Origin of the sequence: Acidovorax sp. M2(2025), from assembly GCF_049330835.1 — a bacterium.
Classification (GTDB): Bacteria; Pseudomonadota; Gammaproteobacteria; order Burkholderiales; family Burkholderiaceae_C; genus Acidovorax.
Genome location: NZ_CP186262.1, coordinates 4,034,579 through 4,055,524 on the forward strand (window position 1 = coordinate 4,034,579; position 20,946 = coordinate 4,055,524).

24 protein-coding genes are annotated in these 20,946 nt (G+C 67.9%); 14 read left to right on the forward strand and 10 right to left on the reverse strand.

Going from position 1 to position 20,946, the window contains the following annotated elements; all coding sequences use genetic code 11:
• Positions 1-10 precede the first annotated feature (10 nt).
• The gene (locus ACOYR3_RS18585) at positions 11-700 is read right to left on the reverse strand and encodes a hypothetical protein (RefSeq protein WP_422843794.1); all 690 of its coding nucleotides are present in this window, start codon (positions 698-700) and stop codon (positions 11-13) included.
• Positions 701-1,009: 309 nt separating this feature from the next.
• Here ACOYR3_RS18585 and ACOYR3_RS18590 point away from each other — a divergent pair, with 309 nt between their 5' ends.
• From ACOYR3_RS18590 to ACOYR3_RS18620, 7 genes are all read left to right on the forward strand, one after another.
• On the forward strand, positions 1,010-3,193 hold the full coding sequence (locus ACOYR3_RS18590; protein ID WP_422843795.1) for a TonB-dependent siderophore receptor: 2,184 nt from the start codon (positions 1,010-1,012) through the stop codon (positions 3,191-3,193).
• A 135-nt stretch (positions 3,194-3,328) separates the two neighbouring features.
• Positions 3,329-4,474 (forward strand): PepSY-associated TM helix domain-containing protein, encoded by a 1,146-nt coding sequence (locus ACOYR3_RS18595; protein ID WP_422843796.1) that lies wholly within the window; start codon positions 3,329-3,331, stop codon positions 4,472-4,474.
• Positions 4,475-4,529: 55 nt separating this feature from the next.
• Positions 4,530-5,330: a hypothetical protein gene (locus ACOYR3_RS18600; protein WP_422843797.1), complete on the forward strand. Its 801-nt coding sequence runs from the start codon at positions 4,530-4,532 to the stop codon at positions 5,328-5,330.
• Positions 5,327-5,689, forward strand: a complete 363-nt coding sequence (locus tag ACOYR3_RS18605; RefSeq protein WP_422843798.1) for a hypothetical protein — start codon at positions 5,327-5,329, stop codon at positions 5,687-5,689. Before ACOYR3_RS18600 ends, ACOYR3_RS18605 begins: the two co-directional genes overlap by 4 nt.
• A 96-nt stretch (positions 5,690-5,785) precedes the next feature.
• Positions 5,786-6,433 (forward strand): trimeric intracellular cation channel family protein, encoded by a 648-nt coding sequence (locus tag ACOYR3_RS18610; protein WP_422843799.1) that lies wholly within the window; start codon positions 5,786-5,788, stop codon positions 6,431-6,433.
• Positions 6,434-6,542: 109 nt separating this feature from the next.
• Positions 6,543-7,235 carry a transglutaminase-like domain-containing protein gene (locus ACOYR3_RS18615; RefSeq protein ID WP_422843800.1) on the forward strand — a complete coding sequence of 231 codons (693 nt, stop codon included), beginning with the start codon at positions 6,543-6,545 and terminating at the stop codon, positions 7,233-7,235.
• On the forward strand, positions 7,232-7,705 hold the full coding sequence (locus tag ACOYR3_RS18620; protein WP_422843801.1) for a PaaI family thioesterase: 474 nt from the start codon (positions 7,232-7,234) through the stop codon (positions 7,703-7,705). Before ACOYR3_RS18615 ends, ACOYR3_RS18620 begins: the two co-directional genes overlap by 4 nt.
• Here ACOYR3_RS18620 and ACOYR3_RS18625 read toward each other — a convergent pair.
• Positions 7,665-8,615, reverse strand: a complete 951-nt coding sequence (locus ACOYR3_RS18625) for a LysR family transcriptional regulator (RefSeq protein WP_422843802.1) — start codon at positions 8,613-8,615, stop codon at positions 7,665-7,667. The genes ACOYR3_RS18620 and ACOYR3_RS18625 overlap by 41 nt on opposite strands.
• Positions 8,616-8,743: 128 nt before the next feature.
• On the opposite strand from ACOYR3_RS18625, the gene ACOYR3_RS18630 reads away from it, so the two are divergent.
• Complete coding sequence (locus tag ACOYR3_RS18630; RefSeq protein WP_422843803.1) at positions 8,744-9,346, forward strand: short chain dehydrogenase; 603 nt, start codon at positions 8,744-8,746, stop codon at positions 9,344-9,346.
• A gap of 97 nt (positions 9,347-9,443) precedes the next feature.
• Here ACOYR3_RS18630 and ACOYR3_RS18635 read toward each other — a convergent pair whose 3' ends face one another.
• The 5 genes from ACOYR3_RS18635 to ACOYR3_RS18655 all read right to left on the reverse strand — a co-directional run bounded on the left by ACOYR3_RS18635 (position 9,444) and on the right by ACOYR3_RS18655 (position 13,981).
• Positions 9,444-10,457 (reverse strand): Bug family tripartite tricarboxylate transporter substrate binding protein, encoded by a 1,014-nt coding sequence (locus tag ACOYR3_RS18635; RefSeq protein ID WP_422843804.1) that lies wholly within the window; start codon positions 10,455-10,457, stop codon positions 9,444-9,446.
• 149 nt (positions 10,458-10,606) lie between these two features.
• The gene (locus tag ACOYR3_RS18640; protein WP_422843805.1) at positions 10,607-11,341 is read right to left on the reverse strand and encodes an SDR family NAD(P)-dependent oxidoreductase; all 735 of its coding nucleotides are present in this window, start codon (positions 11,339-11,341) and stop codon (positions 10,607-10,609) included.
• Between the two features lie 2 nt (positions 11,342-11,343).
• On the reverse strand, positions 11,344-12,555 hold the full coding sequence (gene pcaF / locus ACOYR3_RS18645; protein ID WP_422843806.1) for a 3-oxoadipyl-CoA thiolase: 1,212 nt from the start codon (positions 12,553-12,555) through the stop codon (positions 11,344-11,346).
• Positions 12,556-12,587: 32 nt separating this feature from the next.
• Positions 12,588-13,271, reverse strand: a complete 684-nt coding sequence (locus tag ACOYR3_RS18650; protein ID WP_422843807.1) for a 3-oxoacid CoA-transferase subunit B — start codon at positions 13,269-13,271, stop codon at positions 12,588-12,590.
• 8 nt (positions 13,272-13,279) lie between these two features.
• Complete coding sequence (locus ACOYR3_RS18655; RefSeq protein ID WP_422843808.1) at positions 13,280-13,981, reverse strand: 3-oxoacid CoA-transferase subunit A; 702 nt, start codon at positions 13,979-13,981, stop codon at positions 13,280-13,282.
• A 91-nt stretch (positions 13,982-14,072) separates the two neighbouring features.
• Here ACOYR3_RS18655 and ACOYR3_RS18660 point away from each other — a divergent pair, with 91 nt between their 5' ends.
• On the forward strand, positions 14,073-14,894 hold the full coding sequence (locus tag ACOYR3_RS18660; RefSeq protein ID WP_422843809.1) for an IclR family transcriptional regulator domain-containing protein: 822 nt from the start codon (positions 14,073-14,075) through the stop codon (positions 14,892-14,894).
• Between the two features lie 33 nt (positions 14,895-14,927).
• Here ACOYR3_RS18660 and ACOYR3_RS18665 read toward each other — a convergent pair whose 3' ends face one another.
• The gene (locus ACOYR3_RS18665) at positions 14,928-15,152 is read right to left on the reverse strand and encodes a hypothetical protein (protein WP_291489661.1); all 225 of its coding nucleotides are present in this window, start codon (positions 15,150-15,152) and stop codon (positions 14,928-14,930) included.
• A gap of 198 nt (positions 15,153-15,350) precedes the next feature.
• On the opposite strand from ACOYR3_RS18665, the gene ACOYR3_RS18670 reads away from it, so the two are divergent.
• The gene (locus tag ACOYR3_RS18670; protein WP_291489660.1) at positions 15,351-15,785 is read left to right on the forward strand and encodes a DUF1841 family protein; all 435 of its coding nucleotides are present in this window, start codon (positions 15,351-15,353) and stop codon (positions 15,783-15,785) included.
• A 22-nt stretch (positions 15,786-15,807) separates the two neighbouring features.
• Here the strand turns inward: ACOYR3_RS18670 and ACOYR3_RS18675 are convergent, their stop codons facing one another.
• Positions 15,808-17,070 carry a putative Na+/H+ antiporter gene (locus ACOYR3_RS18675; RefSeq protein ID WP_291489659.1) on the reverse strand — a complete coding sequence of 421 codons (1,263 nt, stop codon included), beginning with the start codon at positions 17,068-17,070 and terminating at the stop codon, positions 15,808-15,810.
• A 177-nt stretch (positions 17,071-17,247) separates the two neighbouring features.
• Positions 17,248-17,910 (reverse strand): c-type cytochrome, encoded by a 663-nt coding sequence (locus ACOYR3_RS18680; RefSeq protein ID WP_291489658.1) that lies wholly within the window; start codon positions 17,908-17,910, stop codon positions 17,248-17,250.
• 100 nt (positions 17,911-18,010) lie between these two features.
• Here ACOYR3_RS18680 and ACOYR3_RS18685 point away from each other — a divergent pair, with 100 nt between their 5' ends.
• Genes ACOYR3_RS18685 through ACOYR3_RS18700 form a run of 4 tightly spaced genes read left to right on the forward strand, consistent with a single transcriptional unit; the run spans position 18,011 to position 20,919 of the window.
• Positions 18,011-18,859, forward strand: coding sequence for an AAA family ATPase (locus tag ACOYR3_RS18685; RefSeq protein WP_291489657.1), 849 nt, complete (start codon positions 18,011-18,013; stop codon positions 18,857-18,859).
• A complete protein-coding gene (locus ACOYR3_RS18690; protein WP_422843810.1) occupies positions 18,860-19,096 on the forward strand; it encodes a hypothetical protein in 237 nt (78 codons plus the stop codon).
• A 14-nt stretch (positions 19,097-19,110) separates the two neighbouring features.
• A complete protein-coding gene (locus ACOYR3_RS18695; RefSeq protein ID WP_422843811.1) occupies positions 19,111-19,713 on the forward strand; it encodes a GNAT family N-acetyltransferase in 603 nt (200 codons plus the stop codon).
• 18 nt (positions 19,714-19,731) lie between these two features.
• Complete coding sequence (locus ACOYR3_RS18700; protein WP_422843812.1) at positions 19,732-20,919, forward strand: vWA domain-containing protein; 1,188 nt, start codon at positions 19,732-19,734, stop codon at positions 20,917-20,919.
• Positions 20,920-20,946 lie beyond the last annotated feature (27 nt).

Below are 20,946 nucleotides of genomic sequence, written 5' to 3' on the forward strand. Positions count from 1 at the left end.
GCGCCCAACTTCAATGCGCCTCCCACCATTGCTGAGCCTTCGCCCGATCAAATGCGGGAAGAATCGCCTTCTTGATGGGGACACCCGCCAGCGCGGGGAACTTGGCGCGGAAGGCACGCTCATCGACCTCGAACTGGTCCGTGATGACCACATCAAATGTCCCCCCGGAAGCGCCGGCAACCGCCTGGTCCAGCAACGGGATCGACGGCCCTGCCTTGAATTCATTTCCTTGGCGCTCACGCACCGTTGCCGCGATGTGCCCAAGGTAGAACACGCCGTTACCGCTGACCTCCAAGCTGGAATGGATCGGCGCGAAGAACGCGGCATGGATGGGGAAAGAGCCCGCAAAACTGGTGAGGCCTCGGAGTTCGTACTGGCCGGGCTCCAGTTCGAGTCGCAACAGGTAGCTGTTTCCGGACTCGACGGAACCGGTTTCCTGCTTGGCCTTCTCGTCCATTATGAAATTGAGGTGGTCTGCCGCTTCTTTCGCCCCTGGCTTCTCGACATGCACCACGCGGAGTTGCGGCTGGTAGGTGGGCCGGTAGACGTTCTTAATGGTCGCGGTGAGGAGAAAGACCGGCTTGCTCTTTTCCGTCAGTGGCGCAGCATCGTCCTGCAACGCCATGTTTGTCCGGGTGGCACATCCGCTGAGGGCCAAAGCAAAGGTGAGAACTGAAAGCAGCAGAAATCGTTTTTTCATGGTGTGTGTTGTCATTACTTCCCGCCCAAGGCCCGACGTGGAGCTTGCAGGCGGCTGCAGGCCAGCTTACCTCTGCAACAGCCAAAGCTGCTGAGCGCACAACATTGTTTGCAGTGCCCCTGCCACCGGACCACGGACGCGGGCCGGCACGTAGCGATACAGAGGCGCTCGCGCATTGCAGGCGCTTTTTGCCGCTCCACAATCAATAATAATTCTCATTACAATCCCAACCTCTGCCAGCCAGCGTCCCGAAGGTCACGCGAGCCAGCGCCCCCGCGTTCGTCCGTCTTTCTCTCCACCGGGACCTCCATGTCTTCTCAGCCCTCGCGTGTGCTGTCGCCGCGTTCTTCGCTCGCCCGTCTTCCTTCGTTCCCACGGCCGTCCGCCCGCCAGACCGCCCTCTTTGCCCTGACGCCACTGGCCCTGTGCCTTGCCCACGCCGCCCTGGCGCAGCAGGCCAGCGCACCGGACGCCGCCGCAACGGCCGCCCCCCAGCTGCAGGAAGTCCGCATCAACGCCAGCACCGAAAAGGACATGGGCTTTGCCCCGGTGGAGGCCCAGACCGCCAGCAAGGCGCCCATGCGCCGGCTGGAAACCCCGCAATCCGTCAGCGTGGTCACGCGCGAGCAGATGGAGTCGCGGCAGATCACCAACGTGCAGCAGGCGCTGCAGACCGTGGCGGGGGTGAGCCCGGTCAACTTCGGCCGGCGGGGGTTTGACGACCTGAACATCCGGGGCTTTCGCTCCACCGAGTCGATCCTGGTTGATGGTCTGGTGCAAAGCCCGGGCATGTGGGCCAAGCTGCAGCCGTATGGGTACGAGCGGTTTGAGGTGCTCAAGGGTTCGGCCTCCGTGCTCTATGGGCAAGTGCAGCCGGGCGGCATCGTCAACGCGGTGAGCAAGCGGCCCAAGAAAGAGGCGCTGAGCGAAGTGGGCGTGGAAGTGGGCAGCTTCGGCCAGCGCACGCTGCAGGCCGACATCAACCGGCCGCTGTCTGAGTCTGGGAAAACGGCGCTGCGCATCAACGCGCAGGTGTCCAATGCCGACGACCCCACGCAATTCGTCTACCGCAAGGACCGGTGGTTTGCGCCGTCGCTGTCCATCGACCTGGGCGCACAGACCGACCTGGTGCTGTTTGCCACCTACAGCCAGAGCGAGTGGCTGCGCCAGCAGGGCATCACGCCGTATGGCACGCTGCTGCCCAACCGCAATGGCACGCTGCCGCGCACCCTGTTCACGGGCGACCCGAGCTTTGGCGTGTACGACGTGGAGAGCACCACGGTGGGCTATGCGCTGGAGCACCGGCTGTCGGATGCGATGACCTTCCGCCAGAACGTGCGCTACGAGACCGAGAAGGGCACGGGCAACTTTGTCTCCAACCAGGCGCTGCAGGCCAACCAGCGGCTGCAGAACCGCCAGGCCTCGCGCCAATATATGGACTACGACCTGCTGGCCACCGACACCTCGCTGCTGTCGCGCTTCGAGGCACTGGGCGTGCGCCACCAGCTGGTGACGGGGCTGGACGCCCGCACCGGCACCAGCCTGCTGGCCAGCCGCACCTGCCGCATCGGCGCGCTGGACCTGTTTGCGCCCGTGTACGGCATGCAGGCCACCTGCCCGGAGGCGCTGACCAGCGACGCACCGTCCAAGCTCACCGTGCTGGGCCTGTATGCGCAGGACCAGATCAAGTTCGGCCAGGGCTGGACGGCCCTGGTGGGCCTGCGCCGCGACTGGTCCACCAACGACACCGACAACCGCGTGGCTGGCACGCAGACGCGCCAGAAGGACAACGCCACCACGCTGTCGGCCGGGCTGGTGTACGAGTTCAAGCCCGGCTGGGCCGCGTATGGCAGCTATGGCGAGTCCTTCCTGCCCCAGTCGGGCCTGACGTTTGCGGGATCGCCCTTTGTGCCCGAAACCGGCAAGCAGTGGGAAGCCGGCGTGAAGTACGAGTCGCCGGGCGGCCAGATCACCGGCGCGCTCGCCGTCTTCGACCTGGTGCGCCGGAACGTGACCACGGCCGACCCGGTGAACACGGGCTTCAGCGTGCAGACCGGCGAGCAGCGCGCCCGCGGGCTGGAGGTGGAGCTGGGCGCCGACCTGAAGAACGGCTGGAAGCTGACCAGCGCCTACACCTACACGCAGACCCAGGTGACGCGCGACACCAATGCCGCCCTCGTGGGCCTGCCGCTGAACCTCACGCCGCGCCATACGCTCACGGCCTGGGCCACGTACAAGCTGCCGCAATACCAGCGCGTGACGCTGGGGGTGGGCGGGCGGTATGTGAGCGAGCAGATCGGCTCGTACCCGTTCACGCTGCCGTCGTATGTGGTGGCCGATGCGTCCGTCGCCTACCTGGGCGAGAACTACCGCCTCACGGCCGGCGTGAAGAACGTGTTCAACAAGGCCTACTACGACGGCGCGATCAATGCGAACGTGGTCTCGCCCGCGCTGCCGCGCAACTTCAGCCTGGGGCTGACGTACTTCTTCTGACCGCCGTGTTGACCGCTCGCGTTTCCCCACCGCCGTTCACCCTGAGCTTGTCGAAGGGCTTCACGCAGCGCGCCCTGGCTTCGACAGGCTCAGCCCGAACGGTTGGGAAATGAACCCACACCCATAGCCGCCACCATGACCAGCCAGCGCACGCTCCAACGCCTGTTCACCCTGCACTCCTGGGCGGGCATCGTCACGGGGTTGCTGCTGTTCATCGTGTGCTTCTCGGGCGCAGTGGTGGTGTTCAAGAACGAGATCGACCTGTGGGCCAACCCGTCGCTGGCCCGGCTGCCGCGCTCCGACAAACCAGCCCCGCTCGACGCAGTGCTGGCCCAGTTGCACGCGCGCTACCCGGGCGCGACGGTCGAGACGATTGCGCTGCCCGACGCCATCAACCCCAGCTATTTCGCCTTTGTGCGCGAGCGCGGCGCGCCGGCCGGCACGCGCACCAAGGTGGCCCTGCGCTCGGACACCGGCGCGGTGGTGGGGCCGGTGGACAGCCAGCTGGGCCAGTACCTGCGCATGCTGCACGTGTTCCTGTTTTTCGGGCCGCGCTGGATCGTGGGCTTCCTGGGCGTGGCCATGCTGGTGCTGATTGCCACGGGCATCGTCATCCACCGCAAAATCCTAGCCGAGCTGTTCACGCTGCGCTGGGGCCGCAGCTTTCGCCTGGTGATGTCGGACCTGCACAAGTCCGCGGGCATCTGGGGGCTGGGCTTTCACCTGCTGATCGCGGCCACGGGCGCGTGGATGGGGCTGGCGCCACTGTTCGAGCAGGGCTACCACTATCTCGCCTCCCCCGCCGCCATGGCAGTCCCCAAGCCCGCGCGCCAGGCCGAGGGCGGCGAGCGCGCCGCGCCCATGCAGTCGCTGGACGCGCTGTACGCCACCGCGCAGCGGGCCGTGCCGGGGCTGGAGGCGCGGTACGTGTCCCTGCGCCGCTGGGGCACCAGCGCGGCCGAGGCGGGCTTCACCGGCAACCTGCAGGGCCACCTGGCCAGCACGGCGCGGGTGGACATCAACGCCGCCACCGGCGTGCCGAAGAAGGTGCACGACCCGCGCACGGCGGGCTTCTGGTCGCTGGTCAACGGGCTCATGGAGCCGCTGCACTTTGGCGACTTCGGCGGGCTGGCGCTGAAGTGGCTGTATTTCTTCCTGGGCATGACCCCGGCGTTCCTGTCGATCTCGGGCACGCTGATCTGGCTGGATGCGCGGCAGCAGCGCCTGCGCGAAGCGGGCGCTGCACCGCCGGGCACCGAGGGCGTGGCCGCAGCGGGCTGATCCGCGCATCCCTTCCTTGTTTCTCCTTTTTTTGCCGCTGCTCCAACAGGCCCCCATGCACCGCTTCTTCCTTGCCCTGCACGCCACTATTCCTGCCGCGCTGGCCGTGGCGGTGCTCGTGCACTTTTGGGCGCCGCCGGGCCTGCCCTCGCTGGCGCAGCGGCCGGTGTGGGCCGTGTGGGTGCTGATCGGCGTGTGGCTGCTGCTGTCGGCGGTGGCGGCGCGGGCGCTGCGCGCGCTGGCGCTGTGGCGCGTGGCGCTGGCGGGCGCCGGGGCCTTGCTGGGCATTGCCGCACTGGCCGGGCTGGCGCTGGGCAGTGCGCTGGCGCCCGCCATGGCGGCAGGCCTGGGCGCCGTGGGGCTGGCCTGTGCGGGGCTGGCGGTGTACATCGGGCCGCAGCGGGTGCACGCGCCCCGGCGCAGGCCAGTGCCGGCGCCGCAGCGCTCCCCCCTGCTGGCGCGGCCGGGGCGCCGCTGGGCGCGCCAGGCAGCGCACCTGCCGTTCTGGCTGTGCGGCGTGCTGGCGGTGGAGTCGTTCCGCCTGGCCCACATCGTGGCCACAGGGCCAGCGCGCCCCTCGGGCATGCTGGGCCTGCTGCTGGCCTTTTTTGTGGCCCTGCCTGCGGCCACCGTACGCCCCTGGGCGCCCCGCGCCGCTGCCGCGCTGTGGCTGCTGGCCGCGCTGGCCTATGGCGGCCTGGCGGCCAAGGCCGGGCTGTGGCAGTGGGCCGCGGCGTCCGCGCTGTGCGCGCTGGCGGCTGCGGGCCCCCGGCTGTGGTGGAAGCTGCGCGCACGCCGGGCGCTGCGCAGCCAACGCCCCGCCGCCCGCCAGGCCCAGTCCGCGGGGGCCGCATGACCGAAGAGCTCATCGGTGCCAGCGCCGCGCTGGCATCGCTGCTGGCCCTGGCCCAGGGCGCCCAGGCCGTGTCCACGCGCGCCTGGGGCGACGGCGTGCGCGGGGCGGCGCGCGTGCGGGCGGGCGCCGTGGCACTGGCCACGTTGGTGCTGCAAACGGCCACGGCCGCGACCGCAGCGGGGCCGGCCGCCGGAGTGGCTCTGGTGCTAGCGGCGTGGATGGGGCTGGGCTGGCTGCTGGTGCTGGGCATGAACCAGTGGCCGGCGGCGGCGCAGCGCTGGGCGGTGCGGCTGGGGGTGCTGGGGTGTGTGGGGTGCGCGGTGGCGCTGGGCTCTTTCGGGTGGCGCCTTATGGGCTGACCCACCCAGGATTTGAAAGAAATTGGCCTCCAGCGCTTTACCAGCAAGCGCCAGCAGCTATTAGTAGCAATCATTTGGCGCGGCACAATCGCGGGCATGGATCCGTCGCTGCTCAACGCCCCCTGGGTCAACACCCTTCGCTTCATTCTGGAAGTGGCCGCCACGGTGGCCTTCGCGCTGTCGGGCGTGATGGCCGCAGCGCGCAAGCGGCTGGATGCCGTGGGCGTGTGCGTGGTGGCCTTCGTGGCTGCGTTTGGCGGCGGCACGCTGCGCGACCTGCTGCTGGACCAGCGGCCTTTCTTCTGGATCCGCCACACCGAATTCGTCTGGGGCATCCTGGCGCTGTGCGTGGGCGCCATGCTGTTCATGCGCCAGCGGCACTTTCTGCCCACCGAGCGCACCATGCTGCTGCCCGACGCCATCGGCCTGGGCCTGTTTGCCGCCGTGGGCGTGGACATCGCCCACGCCATCGGCATGGCGCCCATCATCAGCGTGATGATGGGCGTGACCACCGGCGTGTTTGGCGGCGTGCTGCGCGATGTGCTGTGCAACGAGGTGCCCCAGGCCTTCAGCGACCATCGGCCGTATGCCCTGTGTGCGTTTGCCGGCGGCTGGGCCGATGTGGCGCTACGCCAGCTGCACGCGCCCGACTGGGCGCCACTGGCGGCCTGCGTGTTGCTCACCGCGGGTCTGCGCGGGCTGGCGCTGTGGCGCAACTGGGAACTGCCGGCCTGGCGGGTGTGACCCGCAGGGGTTTGCCCCTGCCGCCACACGCCGCTGGCGCACCCGTGACAGCATGGGGCGCCCGAGGCCCGCACACTGGGCCCATCCGACCGCAGGAGAACCCGCCCCGATGACCACGGTACCGCCCTCCCCCGCCTCCCTGGCCCCCACCCCGCTGATCGACAGCGACAGCCCCGCCGTCCAGGCCTTTGCCGCCGAACACGCGCGCGGCGCCACCGACCGCGAACGCGCCGTGGCCTTGTACCTGGCCGTGCGCGACGGCTTTCGCTACGACCCCTACCGCATCGACCTGTCGCCCCACGGCATGAAGGCCAGCAGCGTGCTGGCCAACGGCTACGGCTGGTGCGTGCCCAAGGCTGCGCTGCTCACCGCGGCATGCCGGGCAGCCGGCATTCCGGCGCGCATGGGCTTTGCCGACGTGCGCAACCATCTTTCCACCGAACGCATGCGCGAAACGATGAAGACCGACCTCTTCATCTGGCACGGCTACGCCGATATCTGGCTCGACGGCCAGTGGCGCAAGGCCACGCCGGCGTTCAACATCGAGCTGTGCGACCGCTTCGGGCTGCTGCCCCTGGAGTTCGACGGCGCGCACGATTCCATCTACCACCCGTTCGACAAGAGCGGCCAGCGCCACATGGAATACGTGCACCAACGCGGCGCGTTCGACGACCTGCCGCTGGCACGGATCGTGGCGGACTTCCAGACGGTGTACGGGGGGTGGCTGGGTGGCGGCGGCACCACCAGCGCCCTGCACGGCGCCAGCTTCGATGCGGACGTGGCACGCGAGGCCGTGCAGTGACCGGCGCGGAGACCCACGCCGCCGCGCCGGGCGGGGCGCCCGCAGTCCCCGCGGGTTTTGAACGGCTGACCCTGGGCGGGCCGTTCATCCAGAACAACGGCCCGCTGTACGTGCGGCGCGAGGGCAGCGCCGTGCAGTTCGGCTTTCGCGTGGAGCAACGCCATGTGAACACCCTGGGCAACCTGCACGGCGGCATGATGGCCACGTTCTGCGACATGCTGCTGCCGCTGTCGGTGCACTACAAGACCACGGAGCTGGCGGGCCGCTTCCTTCCCACCGTCAGCCTGCAGGTCGACTACCTGGCCCCCGCGCACGTGAGCATGTGGGTGCAGGGCGAGGCCGCGCCCTTGCGCATCACGCGATCGCTGGTGTTTGCCCAAGGCCTCGTCACCGCCGACGGCGAGGCCTGCGCGCGGGTGAGCGGGGTGTTCAAGATCGGGCCGGCGACGCCGCCCGGCGCCGGGGACTGACCGCTGCAGGCGCGGGCTGCTCGGGCGGCAAGGCCAGCGCCGCCACCACATGCTCCACGAACCGCGCCAGCTTGGGCAGCTGCCGCCGGTCGGGCGCATAGACCAGGTGCACGGGGCGCGGCACGGGCAGGCAGTGCTGCATCACCGGCACCAGCGCCCCCGTGGCCAGGGCGTCGGCCAGCAGCACCTCGGGCTGCATGACCAGGCCCAGCCCCTGCAGCGCCGCCTGGCGCAGGCCTTCGCCCTGGTTGCAGATGAAGCGTGCGTTTTCGGGCCAGAAGAACTCCGCGCCCCCGTCGTGCAGCGTCCATTCCACCCGGCGCTGCCACACCGAATGGCTCAGGCACTGATGGTGCGCCAGGTCGGCCGCGCTGCGGGGCGTTCCGTGGCGGCGCAGGTAGTCCGGGGACGCCGCGATCACCATGCCATACGGCCGCAGGGGCCGCGCCACCAGGCCTTCATCGGCCACCCGGCCGATGCGCACGGCCGCGTCGAACCCCTCGCCCACCACGTCCACCACGCTGTCCGAGAGGTGCAGGTCCACGCGCACCTGCGGATGGCGCTGGAGGAAATCCGCCACCAGCGGCGCGATGACGTGGCTGCCCAGGGTGAAGGGCGCGCTCACGCGCAGCAGGCCCTGCGGCACGGCGCGGCTGCGCTCCACGGCGGACTCGGCCCACCGCACCTGCTCCAGCACGCGCTTGCTGTCTTCGTAGAACGCGGCGCCCACCTCGGTCAGGCTGCTGCGGCGCGTGCTGCGCTGCAGCAGGCGGGCGCCCAGGTGCGCCTCCAACTGCTGGATGTGCTTGCCCACCATGACCGCCGAGATACCCAGCTGGCGCGCGGCGGCCGCAAAGCTGCCGGCCTCCACCACGGCCACCATCACTTCCATGTTGCGCAGCTTGTCCATGGCGGCGACCCCTATTCCTAATTATTGGTTAGCAGTGGAAGAACCGCACTGTACTTTATGCGCCGCGTGATTCGCAAAACAATGGCGGCCTGTCTGACCTCTTCCTCCACCACGCAAAGGAAACATCCATGTCCAAGATTCTTCTCATCGGCGCCAGCGGCACCCTCGGCCAAGCCGTGCAGGCCAACCTGGGCGCGCGCCACGACGTGATCACCGCAGGCCGCCGCAGCGGCACGCACCGTGCAGACTTCGCCCAGCCGGGCGCCCTGGCCGCCCTGTTCGCCGCAGTGGGCAAGGTAGACGCCATCGTGAGCACTGCCGGCAACGTGCACTTCGGCCCCCTCGCGGGCATGACCCCCGAGCAGTTCAACCTGGGCCTGCAGGACAAGCTGCTTGGGCAAGTGCAGCTGGCACTGCTGGGCCAGCAGTACCTCAACGACGGGGGCTCCATCACCCTCACCTCGGGCATTCTTGCGGTGGAGCCCATCCCCAACGGCGCCAGCGCCTCCACGGTGAACGCGGCGATTGAGGGCTTTGTGATGGCCGCCGCCATCGAGCTGCCGCGCGGCCTGCGCATCAACGCCGTCAGCCCCACCATCGTCACGGAGTCGGCGGCGACTTACGGCCCGTTCTTCCCCGGCTTCGAGTCCGTGCCCGCCGAGCGCGTGGCGCGGGCCTACCAGCGCAGCGTGGAAGGCGCGCAGACCGGGCGCGTGTACCGCGTGCAGTGAGCACGGAACCCTCCGCTGCAATGAAAACAGCTGCGACCGCTTGTCGCGCAAACGGTCGCCGCCGTCCGTGGGGGGCGGTCGTCAATGCCTGCGCAGATCAGTCCAGACTCGCGCCCGACTCCTTGACCACCTTGCCCCACTTGACGGATTCCGCCTGGATAAAGGCAGCAAACTGCTCGGGCGTTTCGCCATAGGTCTCGGCGCCCTGCTCGTTGATCTTTTTCTTCACGTCCGGCTGGTTCAGCACCTTCACGATGGCCTTGTTCAGCTGGGCCACCACGGGCGCCGGCGTACCGGTCGGGGCAAACATGCCGAACCACGACGTGGCCTCGTACCCGGGCACGCCCGCTTCGGCGATGGTGGGCACGTTGGGCAGCTCGGGCGAGCGCTTGGCCGTGGTCACCGCAATCGGCACCAGCTTGCCGCTGCGCACGTGTTGAATGGCCGAGGGCATGTTGTCGAACATGATGGCGATCTGGTTGCCCAGCAGGTCCGTCACGGCGGGGGCGCTGCCTTTGTAGGGCACATGCACCATGTCCACCTTGGCCAGGCTCTTGAACAGCTCGCCCGACAGGTGGATGGAGCTGCCGTTGCCCGACGAGCCGAAGTTCACCTTGCCCGGGTTGGCCTTGGCGTAGGCGATCAGTTCCTTCACCGTCTTGAACGGCTGGGCCGGGTTGGCCACCAGCAGGTTGGGCACGTTGGCCACGCGCGTGAGCGGCGCAAAGTCCTTCACGGGGTCGAACGGCATCTTCTTGTACAGGCTGGCGTTGATGGCGTGCGTGCCCACCGTGCCCATGAACAGCGTGTAGCCGTCTGCCGGGGACTTGGCCGCCAGGGCGCCGCCGATGTTGCCGCCTGCGCCCGCGCGGTTGTCCACGATGACGGACTGGCCCAGCTCGGTGGTCAGCGCCTGGCCGATGATGCGGGCCAGGATGTCGGTGGTGCCGCCTGCCGCAAAAGGCACGACGATGGTGACGGGCTTGGTGGGATAGGCCTGGGCCAGGGCGGCGCTGCTGCCCAGCAGGCCAGCACCTGCGATGGCGGCGATGCCAGCGCATGCCGCGGCCGACAGCGCGAAGCGGCGGGTGGCGTGGAGGGAATGGGTCATGGTTTGTCTCCTTCAAGAAGGTGGATGAAATACTTCAGCGCCGCAGGTGCCGAGCCGGCCGCGCCATGGCCTCAACCGGGTGCGGATGCCCCCGGGCGAGAGTCGTTGGTTCACCCCTCAGGGGGTGACGTGGGAATCAGGTCAGGCTGTCAAACAGGCGCCACCCCCAGCGTGGTGCCGCCGCACACGTACAACACCTGGCCCGTCACAAAGCCGTTGTCGGGCGAGAGGAAGAACAGCGCCGCGCGCGCCACGTCCTCCGGTGTGCCCATGCGGCCCACAGCGATGCTGTTCAGGATGCGCTGCGTCTGCGGCGCGCCGTCGGGGTTGCTCTGGCGGAACAGTTCCGTGGCAATCGGCCCGGGGCCAATGGCGTTGACGGTGATGCTGTCACGCCCCAGTTCCATGGCCAGCGTGCGCGTCATGCCGATCAGGCCCGCCTTGGTGGCCGAGTAGACGATGCGCTCGCCCTTGCCCAAGGCGGCGCGCGACGACATGTTGACGATGCGGCCCTGGCCGCTGGCGCGCAGGGTGGGCAAAAAGGCCTGCACCAACAGCATAGGCGCGCGCAGGTGCAGGCCCACAACATCATCCAGCTGCGCGGTGGTGGCGGTGTCGATGGTGCCGGGGCGCGTGGCGCCCGCGTTGTTCACTAGCGCCGTGACGTGGTGCCGGGCCGCAATCTCGGCGGCGCGCTCGCGGGTCGATGCTTCGTCGGTCAGGTCGCCCTGGTACGAGGTGAGCTGGGGGTGGCTCCACGTGGGCAGCACGTAGTCCAGGTTGACCACGGCGCGGCCCTGGGCCAGCAGCGCCTCGGCGATGGCCTTGCCAATACCGTTGCTGGCGCCGGTGACGACGGTGACGGGTGTGCGTGGGTCCGCCATGCTCACACGCGCTCCAGGATCACGGCAATGCCCTGGCCCACGCCGATGCACATGGTGCACAGCGCGTATTGGCCCGCGTGTTCGTGGAGGCGGTTGACGGCGGTGGTGACCAGCCGCGCGCCACTGGCGCCCAGCGGGTGGCCCAGCGCAATGGCGCCGCCCCACGCGTTGACGCGCGCGTCGTCGTCTTGGATGCCCAGCGCGCGCAGCACGGCCAGGCCCTGCGCGGCAAAGGCTTCGTTCAGCTCGATCACGTCCAGGTGGTCGATGGTCAGGCCCGTCTGCGCCAGCACCTTCTGCGTGGCGGGCGTGGGGCCAAAGCCCATGATGCGCGGCGCCACCCCGGCCACGGCCATGCCCACCACGCGGGCGCGGGGCTTGAGGCCATATTTGGCAGCATTGGTTTCGTCGGCCAGCAGCAGGGCGCAGGCGCCGTCGTTCACGCCGCTGGCGTTGCCCGCCGTCACGGTGCCATCGGGCCGCACCACGCCCTTGAGCTTGGCCAGCGCTTCCAGGCTGGTCTCGCGCGGGTGCTCGTCCTGGCTGACGATGAGGGCGTCGCCCTTCTTCTGTGGGATGCGCACGGGCACGATCTCGCGCGCCAGATGGCCGGCCTGGATGGCGGCCACGGCGTTGAGCTGGCTGCGCAGGGCCATGCGGTCTTGCGCTTCGCGCTCGATGCCAAAGTCGGTCGCGACGTTCTCGGCGGTTTCGGGCATGGAGTCCACGCCGTACTTTTCCTTCATCAGCTTGTTGACGAAGCGCCAGCCAATCGTCGTGTCATACACCGCGTTGTTGCGGCTGAATGCCGACTCTGCCTTGGGCATGACGAAGGGGGCACGGCTCATGCTCTCCACGCCGCCCGCGATCATCAGGCCGGCCTCGCCCGCCTTGATGGCCCGCGCTGCGGTGCCCACGGCATCCAGGCCCGAGCCGCACAGGCGGTTGATGGTGGCGCCGGGCACGTCGATCGGCAGGCCCGCCAGCAGGCTGGCCATGTGGGCCACGTTGCGGTTGTCCTCGCCAGCCTGGTTGGCGCAGCCGTAGAGCACGTCGGTCACCGCCGCCCAGTCCACGCCGGGGTTGCGTTCCATCAGCGCCTGGATGGGGATGGCGCCCAGGTCGTCGGTGCGCACGCTGCTCAAAGCGCCGCCGTAGCGGCCGAAGGGGGTGCGGATGGCGTCGCAGATGAAGGCTTGGCGTTGGGGGCTCATGGTGTTGTCTCCTCGGTTCTTGGGGGGATTCGTCAGGCGGCGGCACGGATGGGCAGGCCCACCAGCCGCTCCAGCTCGGCCAGCGACAGGCCGGGCACGGTGTCGATGAGCTGCAGCCCGGCGGGCGTGCAGGCCAGTGTGCACAGATCGGTGTAGATGCGCTTCACGCACGCGACACCGGTCAGGGGATACGTGCAGCGCTCGACAACCTTGCTCGCGCCCTGCTTGGTGAGCAGGTCCATCATCACCCAGGTCTGCTTGGCGCCGATGGCCAGGTCCATGGCGCCACCCACGGCCGGGATGGCGCCGCGCTCGCCCGTGCTCCAGTTGGCCAGGTCGCCCGTGGCCGACACCTGGAAGGCGCCCAGCACGCAGATGTCCAGGTGGCCGCCGCGCATCATGGCGAAGCTGTCGGCATGGTGGAAGTACGCGCCGCCGGGCAGCAGCGTCACGGGCTGCTTGCCGGCGTTGATGAGGTCGTAGTCCTCCCGCCCCGCCGCCGGCGCGGGCCCCATGCCCAGGATGCCGTTCTCGCTTTGCAGGATGACCTCGCGCCCCGCGGGAATGTGGTTGGCCACCAGCGTGGGCTGGCCGATGCCCAGGTTGACGTAGGCGCCGTCGTGGATGTCTTGCGCCACGCGCTTCGCCAACTCGTCTTTGCTGCGTTTTTGATAGCTGTTCACGCTTGTCCCTTCTGCGCTAGAGGTCGATTTCATTCAAAACCTCACGCAGATTGCTTGAAGCCGCCCGCCTGCGTGGCCGTGCGCTCGATCTTCACGACGTGGGTCACGTAGATGCCGGGGGTGACGATGGCCTCGGGGTCCAGGGCGCCCAGCTCCACCACCTCGTGCACGGTGGCGATGGTGGTCTTGGCGGCGGTGGCCATCACGGGGCCGAAGTTGCGCGCCGACATGCGGTAGGTGAGGTTGCCCCAGCGGTCGCCCTGCTCGGCCTTGATCAGCGCCACGTCGCCATGGATGGGGTATTCGAGCACGTAGTGTTTGCCATTGATCTCGCGCGTTTCCTTCCCGGCTGCGAGTTCGGTGCCATAGGCCGTGGGGCAGAAGAACGCGCCGATGCCGGCCCCCGCTGCGCGCAGGCGCTCGGCCAGGTTGCCCTGGGGCACCAATTCCAGCTCCAGCTTGCCGCTGCGGTACAGCCCGTCGAACACATGGCTGTCCACCTGGCGCGGAAAGCTGCAGATGATCTTGCGCACGCGGCCGGTCTGCAGCAGCGCGGCTAGGCCCTGGTCGCCGTTGCCGGCGTTGTTGTTCACCACCGTGAGGTCGCGGGCACCGTGTGCGATCAGGCCGTCGATCAGCTCGCCGGGAATGCCGGCTGTGCCGAACCCGCCAATCAACACCGTGGCACCATCCTGCACCCCCTGAAGGGCTTGGGCCACCGAGTCCGCCAGTTTGTTGATCATTGCAACGCTTTCTTGGTTACTCTGTTGTCTCTTTCGTATTTGTTCGCATATAGAACAAATGTTCGCTAAAAGAATTATAGTTGGCACACGTATGAATTCCCAAATGCCCGAAGGCAAAGACCCTGCCGCGCGAACGACGGACCCGAAACCCAGCGACAGCTATGTGCAGTCGTTCGCGCGCGGGCTGGAGGTCATCCGTTCGTTCAGCGCGGCCACGCCCGAGCAGACGCTGAGCGAGGTGGCGGCCCGCACCGGCCTGACCCGCGCCGGCGCGCGCCGCATCCTGCTCACGCTGCAGACGCTGGGCTATGTGGAGACGGACGGCAAACTGTTCCGGCTGAGCCCGCGCATCCTGGATCTGGGCTTTGCGTACCTGTCCTCGCTGCCGATCTGGAATCTGGCCGAGCCGGTGATGGAAGACTTGGTGGAGGCGGTGCGCGAGTCGTCCTCTGCCGCCGTGCTGGACGGCCTGGACATCGTCTACGTGCTGCGCGTGCCCACGCACAAGATCATGCGCACCACCCTGGGCGTGGGTTCGCGCCTGCCCGCGCTGTGGACGTCCATGGGGCGGGTGCTGCTCGCGGCCTTGCCCGACGACACGCTGCAGGCGCGGCTGGCCTCCGTGCCGCTGGCGCGCCACACCGAGCACACCACCACCGATCGGGATGGGCTGCTGGAGCGCATCCGCGCCGTGCGCACCCAGGGCTGGTGCCTGGTGAACCAGGAGCTGGAGGAAGGTCTGATCTCGATCGCCGCACCGCTCACGGACCGCAGCGGCCGCACGGTGGCGGCCCTGAACATCAGCGGCCAGGCCAACCGCACCAGCGAGGCCCACATGCGCGAGCACATGCTGCCGGCGCTCCTGCGCGCCGCCGCGGCCATTTCACACCGGATGGGGGCACCGCTGCGCTAGCTGAGGCCGGTGAAAAGCTGGACGCACCTACGGTCAGCGCCGGCGAAACCCCAGCACCAACGCGGCACCGCCGAGCACCATCGCGCCCAGGCTCGCCCACTGCGGGATCACGAAGGCGTCCTGCTGCTCCTGCACCATCCATTGCACCGGCGACAGCGCTGCCGGGGCCGGCTCGCGCGCATACGGGCTGCCACCGGCCCAGAACGCAGCCAGGCCCAGCAGCAGCAACAGGACACCGACGATACGCATTGCATTCATGGCAGATATCTCCCTGCACCGGGGACTGGACTGGTGAATAGTGCACAGCGGCCCCCGCCCTCATCTCTGCGCTCCGCCAATGTAGGGGGCCGCAAGGCCGCGGCGCGTAGGACGCCGCCGCGGCATGCAGCACCCCGGGCCGGTGCGCCGGTGTCCCCGCCCACCCGGAGCGAAGAGTGCCCGTGCTACGCTCGGCCCATGTTCAGCCCCTCCCAAGCCGACGTGCGCCGTTTTCTGTGCGGCGTGCACAGCAAGACCCAGGCCGGCGCTCCCATGGAAGCCATCGAGACGCTGGCCAGTCTGTGGATTGCCGAGCACCCCGAGTACCACGCCGACCTCTCGGACGCCGATGCCGCCGTGGCGCGCAACTACGACGAAACGCCCGGCCAGACCAACCCGTTCCTGCACCTGTCGATGCACCTGTCCATCAGCGAGCAATGCAGCATCGACCAGCCCCGCGGCATTCGCCAGGCGGTGGAGCTGCTGACGGCGCGCCTGGATTCGCTGCACGACGCCCACCATGCCGCCATGGAATGCCTCGGAGAGATGCTCTGGGAGAGCCAGCGCGCAGGCCGCCCCCCCGACGGCGACGCCTACATCGCCTGCGTGCAGCGGCGCGCCACGCGGGACTGACCCGCAGGCGCCGCGCGCCCCCTCACAGCAGCTGGAACGCCAGCACCGCCACCAGCGTGGGCGGCAGCGCACCCAGCAGCAACCCCAGAGGATGGATGGCCTGGTCGGCGAACTTCTCCTTCAGAATGGCCGCGCCCGCGGGGTTGGGCGCATTGGCGATCACCGTCAGGCCGCCGCCCGTCACCGCGCCAGCCACCAGCGCCACCTTGAATTCGTGGCTCAGCCCCTCCACCAAGGACCCCAGGTAGGTCAGCGCCGCGTTGTCGGTAAAGGCCGTCAGCGCCGCCGCGCCGAAGAACACGGCGTTGGCATCCATCTTCATCAGCACCGGCTGCAACCACCACTGCTGCAAACCGCCCAGCACCACCAGCCCGGCCAGAAAGAAAGCCACCAGCAGGGCTTCCCGCAGGATCAGCGGGTTCTGGTAGCGCTGGTAGGCATGGGTAAAGCCCATGAAGAACAGGAACAGCCCCAGGAACACCGGCGGGTGGTGCGCAAAGAGCACCACCAGCGTCAGGAACACCAGGTGCACGGCGATCACTGACAACGGCACGGGCAACTCGTCGGCTACGATCTTGCGCCCCATGTGCCCGACCTGGTGGCGGAACAGCAGCGTGGCCACCCCGGCGTTGACCCCCACGGCCACAGCGGCCTTCCAGCCGAAGTGGGACACCATGAACCACAGGTCCCAGCCCCATTGGCCGGCCACCATCAGCACCGGCGGGGCTGCAAACGGCGTGAGCGTGCCGCCGATGGAAATGTTCACGAACAGCACGCCAATGGTGGAGTACTTGAGCTTGCTCGACAGCGGCTGCGAGAACAGGAGGTCCCGCAGCATCAGCGCCGCCAACGTCATGGCGGCGGGCTCCGTGATGAACGAGCCCAGCAGCGGCACCGCCGACAGCACCACGAAATACATGGCCACGCCGCGCTGGAACGGCAGGCACCGCGCCAGCAGCCGCACCATGGCACCCGCCAGCTGCAGGATGGGCCGCGTGGCCGCGATCACCATGATGGCGAAGACGAACAGCGGCTCGGTGAAGTTGCGCGAATCCAGGTACGCCGTGGCTTCACTCTTCCCTTCCAGGGAAAACATGAACACCATGAGCACCAGCGCCCAGAATCCGAACACCACCTCCACCTCGCCCAGCAGATGCCAGATGCCCGCGTGCCGCGGCTGCGTGTGGGCCAGGTGTTCGAAATACCGGGTGGAGAAGGTGTGGAGGATGGCCAGGCCGAACAGGAGGGCGCCAATGGCCTGGATCAGGGTGGGAGATGCGTTCATGGGTCGTGGCAAAGCCGCGCGGCGGCCCGACCAGCGCATGAACCTGCCGAGCCCCCGCGGCTGCGACACCCGGTGCGCATTCTAAAACGCTGACGTTTATCAAGCCGCCCCAGAGGGGCATAAAAAAACCCGGCGGAGCCGGGTTTTTGTCGGGCCGAGGCGCGCAGTGCGGGCCGTTCAGCGAAAGCGCGACTGGGGCACGGTGTGCAGGTCGCCGTCCAGGCTGGCAACGTAGCCTGCCAGGGCCTTCAGCTCGGCGTTGGTGAACTGCTTGGCCACGCCGCCCATGATGGCGTTGCTGCGGCCCACGTTGGCGTTCTTCTCCACCTTGTACGACTTGAGCGCCACAAACAGGTAGTCCGCATGCTGGCCGGCAATCTTGGGGTACGACGGGTCGATGGGCTTGGCGAAGTTGTCGCCGTGGCAGGACACGCAGGCGCCCTTTTGCAGCAGCGCGGCCACTTGCACGCTGGGCTCGCGGCCCGCCTTGGCCGGCAGTTCCGTGCCGGTCTTGCCGTGCTGCTCGTAGTAGGCGGCGACGTCGGCAATGTCCTTCTCGCTCAGCGATTCGGCGATGCCGCGCATGGTGGGGTGCTTGCGGTCCCCCTTCTGGTAGGCGACCAGTGCGGAAGCGATGTACTTGGCCCCCTGGCCCGAAATCATGGGCACCTTGTGCACTTCCGGGAAGCTGGCTTGATAGCCCGGAATGCCGTGGCAGCCGATGCACATGGCGATCTTTTGCTTGCCGGCTTCCACGTCGCCCTTGGCTTCCTGGGCATGGGAGATGGCGGTCACGGAAGCGACAGCCAGGGCGAATAGCGTGGTCAACGTTTTGTTCATTTTGCGCGCACAATCTCGTGGAAGTTCGGGGCTCTGCTCGACTGATGATTATAGCCAGCGCCTGTCAAGCCCATTCATCAATGTTTCGGTGATTTCCCTCATGAAATTTCAAGGTTCTCAGAACTACGTCGCCACCCAGGACTTGATGCTCGCAGTGAACGCGGCCATCACATTGCAGCGCCCGCTGCTCATCAAGGGCGAGCCCGGCACCGGCAAGACGATGCTGGCCGAGGAAGTGGCGCAGGCGCTGGACATGCCGCTGCTGCAATGGCACATCAAGTCCACCACCAAGGCGCAACAGGGCCTGTATGAATACGACGCGGTGAGCCGCCTGCGCGACAGCCAGCTCGAAGGCGGCAGCGACAAGGTCAAGGACATCCGCAACTACATCGTGCAGGGCGTGCTGTGGCAGGCCTTCACGTCCGACCGCCCCGTGGCGCTCTTGATCGATGAGATCGACAAGGCCGACATCGAGTTTCCGAACGACCTGCTGCGCGAGATCGACCGCATGGAGTTCTACTGCTACGAGACGCGGGAACTCATCAAGGCCAAGCACCGCCCGCTGGTGTTCATCACCTCCAACAACGAGAAGGAGCTGCCCGACGCCTTCCTGCGCCGGTGCTTCTTCCATTTCATCAAATTCCCGGAGGCGGACACGATGCGCCAGATCGTGAACGTGCACTTCCCCACGCTCAAGAGCGAGCTGCTCACCGTGGCGATGAAGACGTTCTACGACGTGCGCAACCTGCCCGGCCTCAAGAAGAAACCCTCCACCAGCGAGCTGATCGATTGGCTCAAGCTGCTGGTGGCCGAGGACATTCCGCTGTCGGCCCTGCAAAGCGCCGACAACAAGGTGGCCGTGCCGCCGCTGGTGGGCGCGCTGCTGAAGAACGAACAGGACGTGAGCCTGTTCGAGAAGCTCGTGTTCATGAACCAGCGCAACCGCTAAATGGCGCCGCAGGACCCCCACCGTCTGCTGGCCCAGGGCGTGGCCGACGCGGTCGGCTTTGTGGGTGGCGCGCTGCTGGGGTTCTGGCTGGGCCAACTGCTGGGCATGGACATTTTTGCACCGGGCTACGGCACGGCCAGCCTGATCGGCATCGCGCTGGTGGGCCTGGGCGGCGGCCTGGGGCTGCACGGAGCGCGGTGGTGGCAGCGCAGCCGCCCCCAGCCGCCCAAGGATTGATGAGGTAAGGACGCATGGCTTTTGTAGAACCTGTCACGCTGCGCGACCGCGGCATTCGCCTGGAGCCCCTGGCACTGGCCCACGAAGACGGCCTGCGCGCCGCCGCCGCCGATGGCGCGCTGTGGAACCTGCGCGTCACCTCGGTGCCCGAGCCCGAGAACACGCGCAAGTACATCGAGGATGCGCTGCGCATGCGCGACGATGGCAACCGCTTCGCCTTTGCCGTGGTGGAAGACGCCACCGGCACCGTGCTGGGCACCACCAGCTACCACGACATCCTGCCCGCCGTGAAGCGCGTGGAGATCGGCTACACCTGGTACCGCCAGAGCGTGCAGCGCACGCACGTCAACACCACCGCCAAGCTCCTGATGATGGGCCACGCGTTCGACACGCTGGGCTGCCATGTGGTGGGCTGGCGCACCGACAACTTCAACTTTGCATCGCAGCGCGCCATCGAGCGGCTGGGCGCCAAGAAGGACGGCGTGATCCGCGGCCACGCGCTGCGGCGCGACGGCACCATCCGCGACACCGTGATGTACAGCATGCGCGCCGGCGAGTGGCCGGAAGCCCGGGCCCAATTGCTATACCTTTTGGAGCGCCGCGCGCACGCCCAGTAAGGGCTGGAGGCCAAAACTATGCTGATCGACTTCTTCTACACCCTGCGTTCGGCCAAGCTGCCGGTGTCCGTGAAGGAGTACCTCACGCTGCTCGAAGCCCTGCAGGCCGGCGTGGTGGGCCCCAAGTCCGAGGACGCATGGAGCCTGGACGACTTCTACAACCTCTCGCGCCTCACGCTGGTCAAGGACGAGAAGCACTACGATAAGTTCGACCGTGCCTTCGGCGCCTACTTCAAGGGCGTGGAGATGGTGGCCGACTTCACCAAGGACATCCCGGCCGACTGGCTGCGCAAGATCCTGGAAAAAGAGCTCACGCCCGAGGAAAAGGCCGCCATCGAGAAGATGGGCTGGGACGAGCTGATGGAGACGCTGAAAAAGCGCCTCGAAGAACAGAAGGAGCGCCACGAGGGCGGCAGCAAGTGGATCGGCACGGGCGGCACCAGCCCGTTCGGCCACGGCGGCTACAACCCGCAGGGCATCCGCATCGGCGGCGCGGGCAAGAACAAGAGCGCCGTGAAGGTGTGGGAGCAGCGCGCCTACAAGGACTACGACGACCAGCAGGAGCTGGGCACGCGCAACATCAAGGTGGCGCTGCGCCGCCTGCGCAAGTTTGCGCGCGAAGGGCACGAGCTGGAGCTGGACCTGCCCGACACCATCCGCAGCACGGCGGCCAACGCGGGCTACCTGGACATCAAGATGGTGCCCGAGCGGCACAACAACGTGAAGGTGCTGCTGCTGATGGACGTGGGCGGCACCATGGACGAACACGTTCAGCGCGTCGAGGAGCTGTTCAGCGCGGTCAAGAGCGAGTTCAAGCACCTGGAGTTCTATTACTTCCACAACTGTGTCTATGACTTCATGTGGAAGAACAACCGCCGCCGCTTTGCCGAGAAGTTCCCGACCTGGGACATCATCCGCAAGTACAACAAGGACTACAAGCTGATCTTTGTGGGCGACGCGACCATGAGCCCGTACGAGATCCTGCAGCCCGGCGGCAGCGTGGAATACAACAACGAGGAACCCGGGGCCGAGTGGATCCAGCGCCTGACGCACGCCTTCCCCAAGCACGCCTGGATCAACCCCGAGCCGCAGGGCGTGTGGCAGTACCGCCAGAGCATCAGCATCATCCAGCAGCTCATCGGCAACCGCATGTACCCGCTGTCGCTCAAGGGGCTGGAAGAGACGATGCGCCTGCTGTCCAAGTGACGCAGCGCGGCCGGGCTGCCCTGCGGG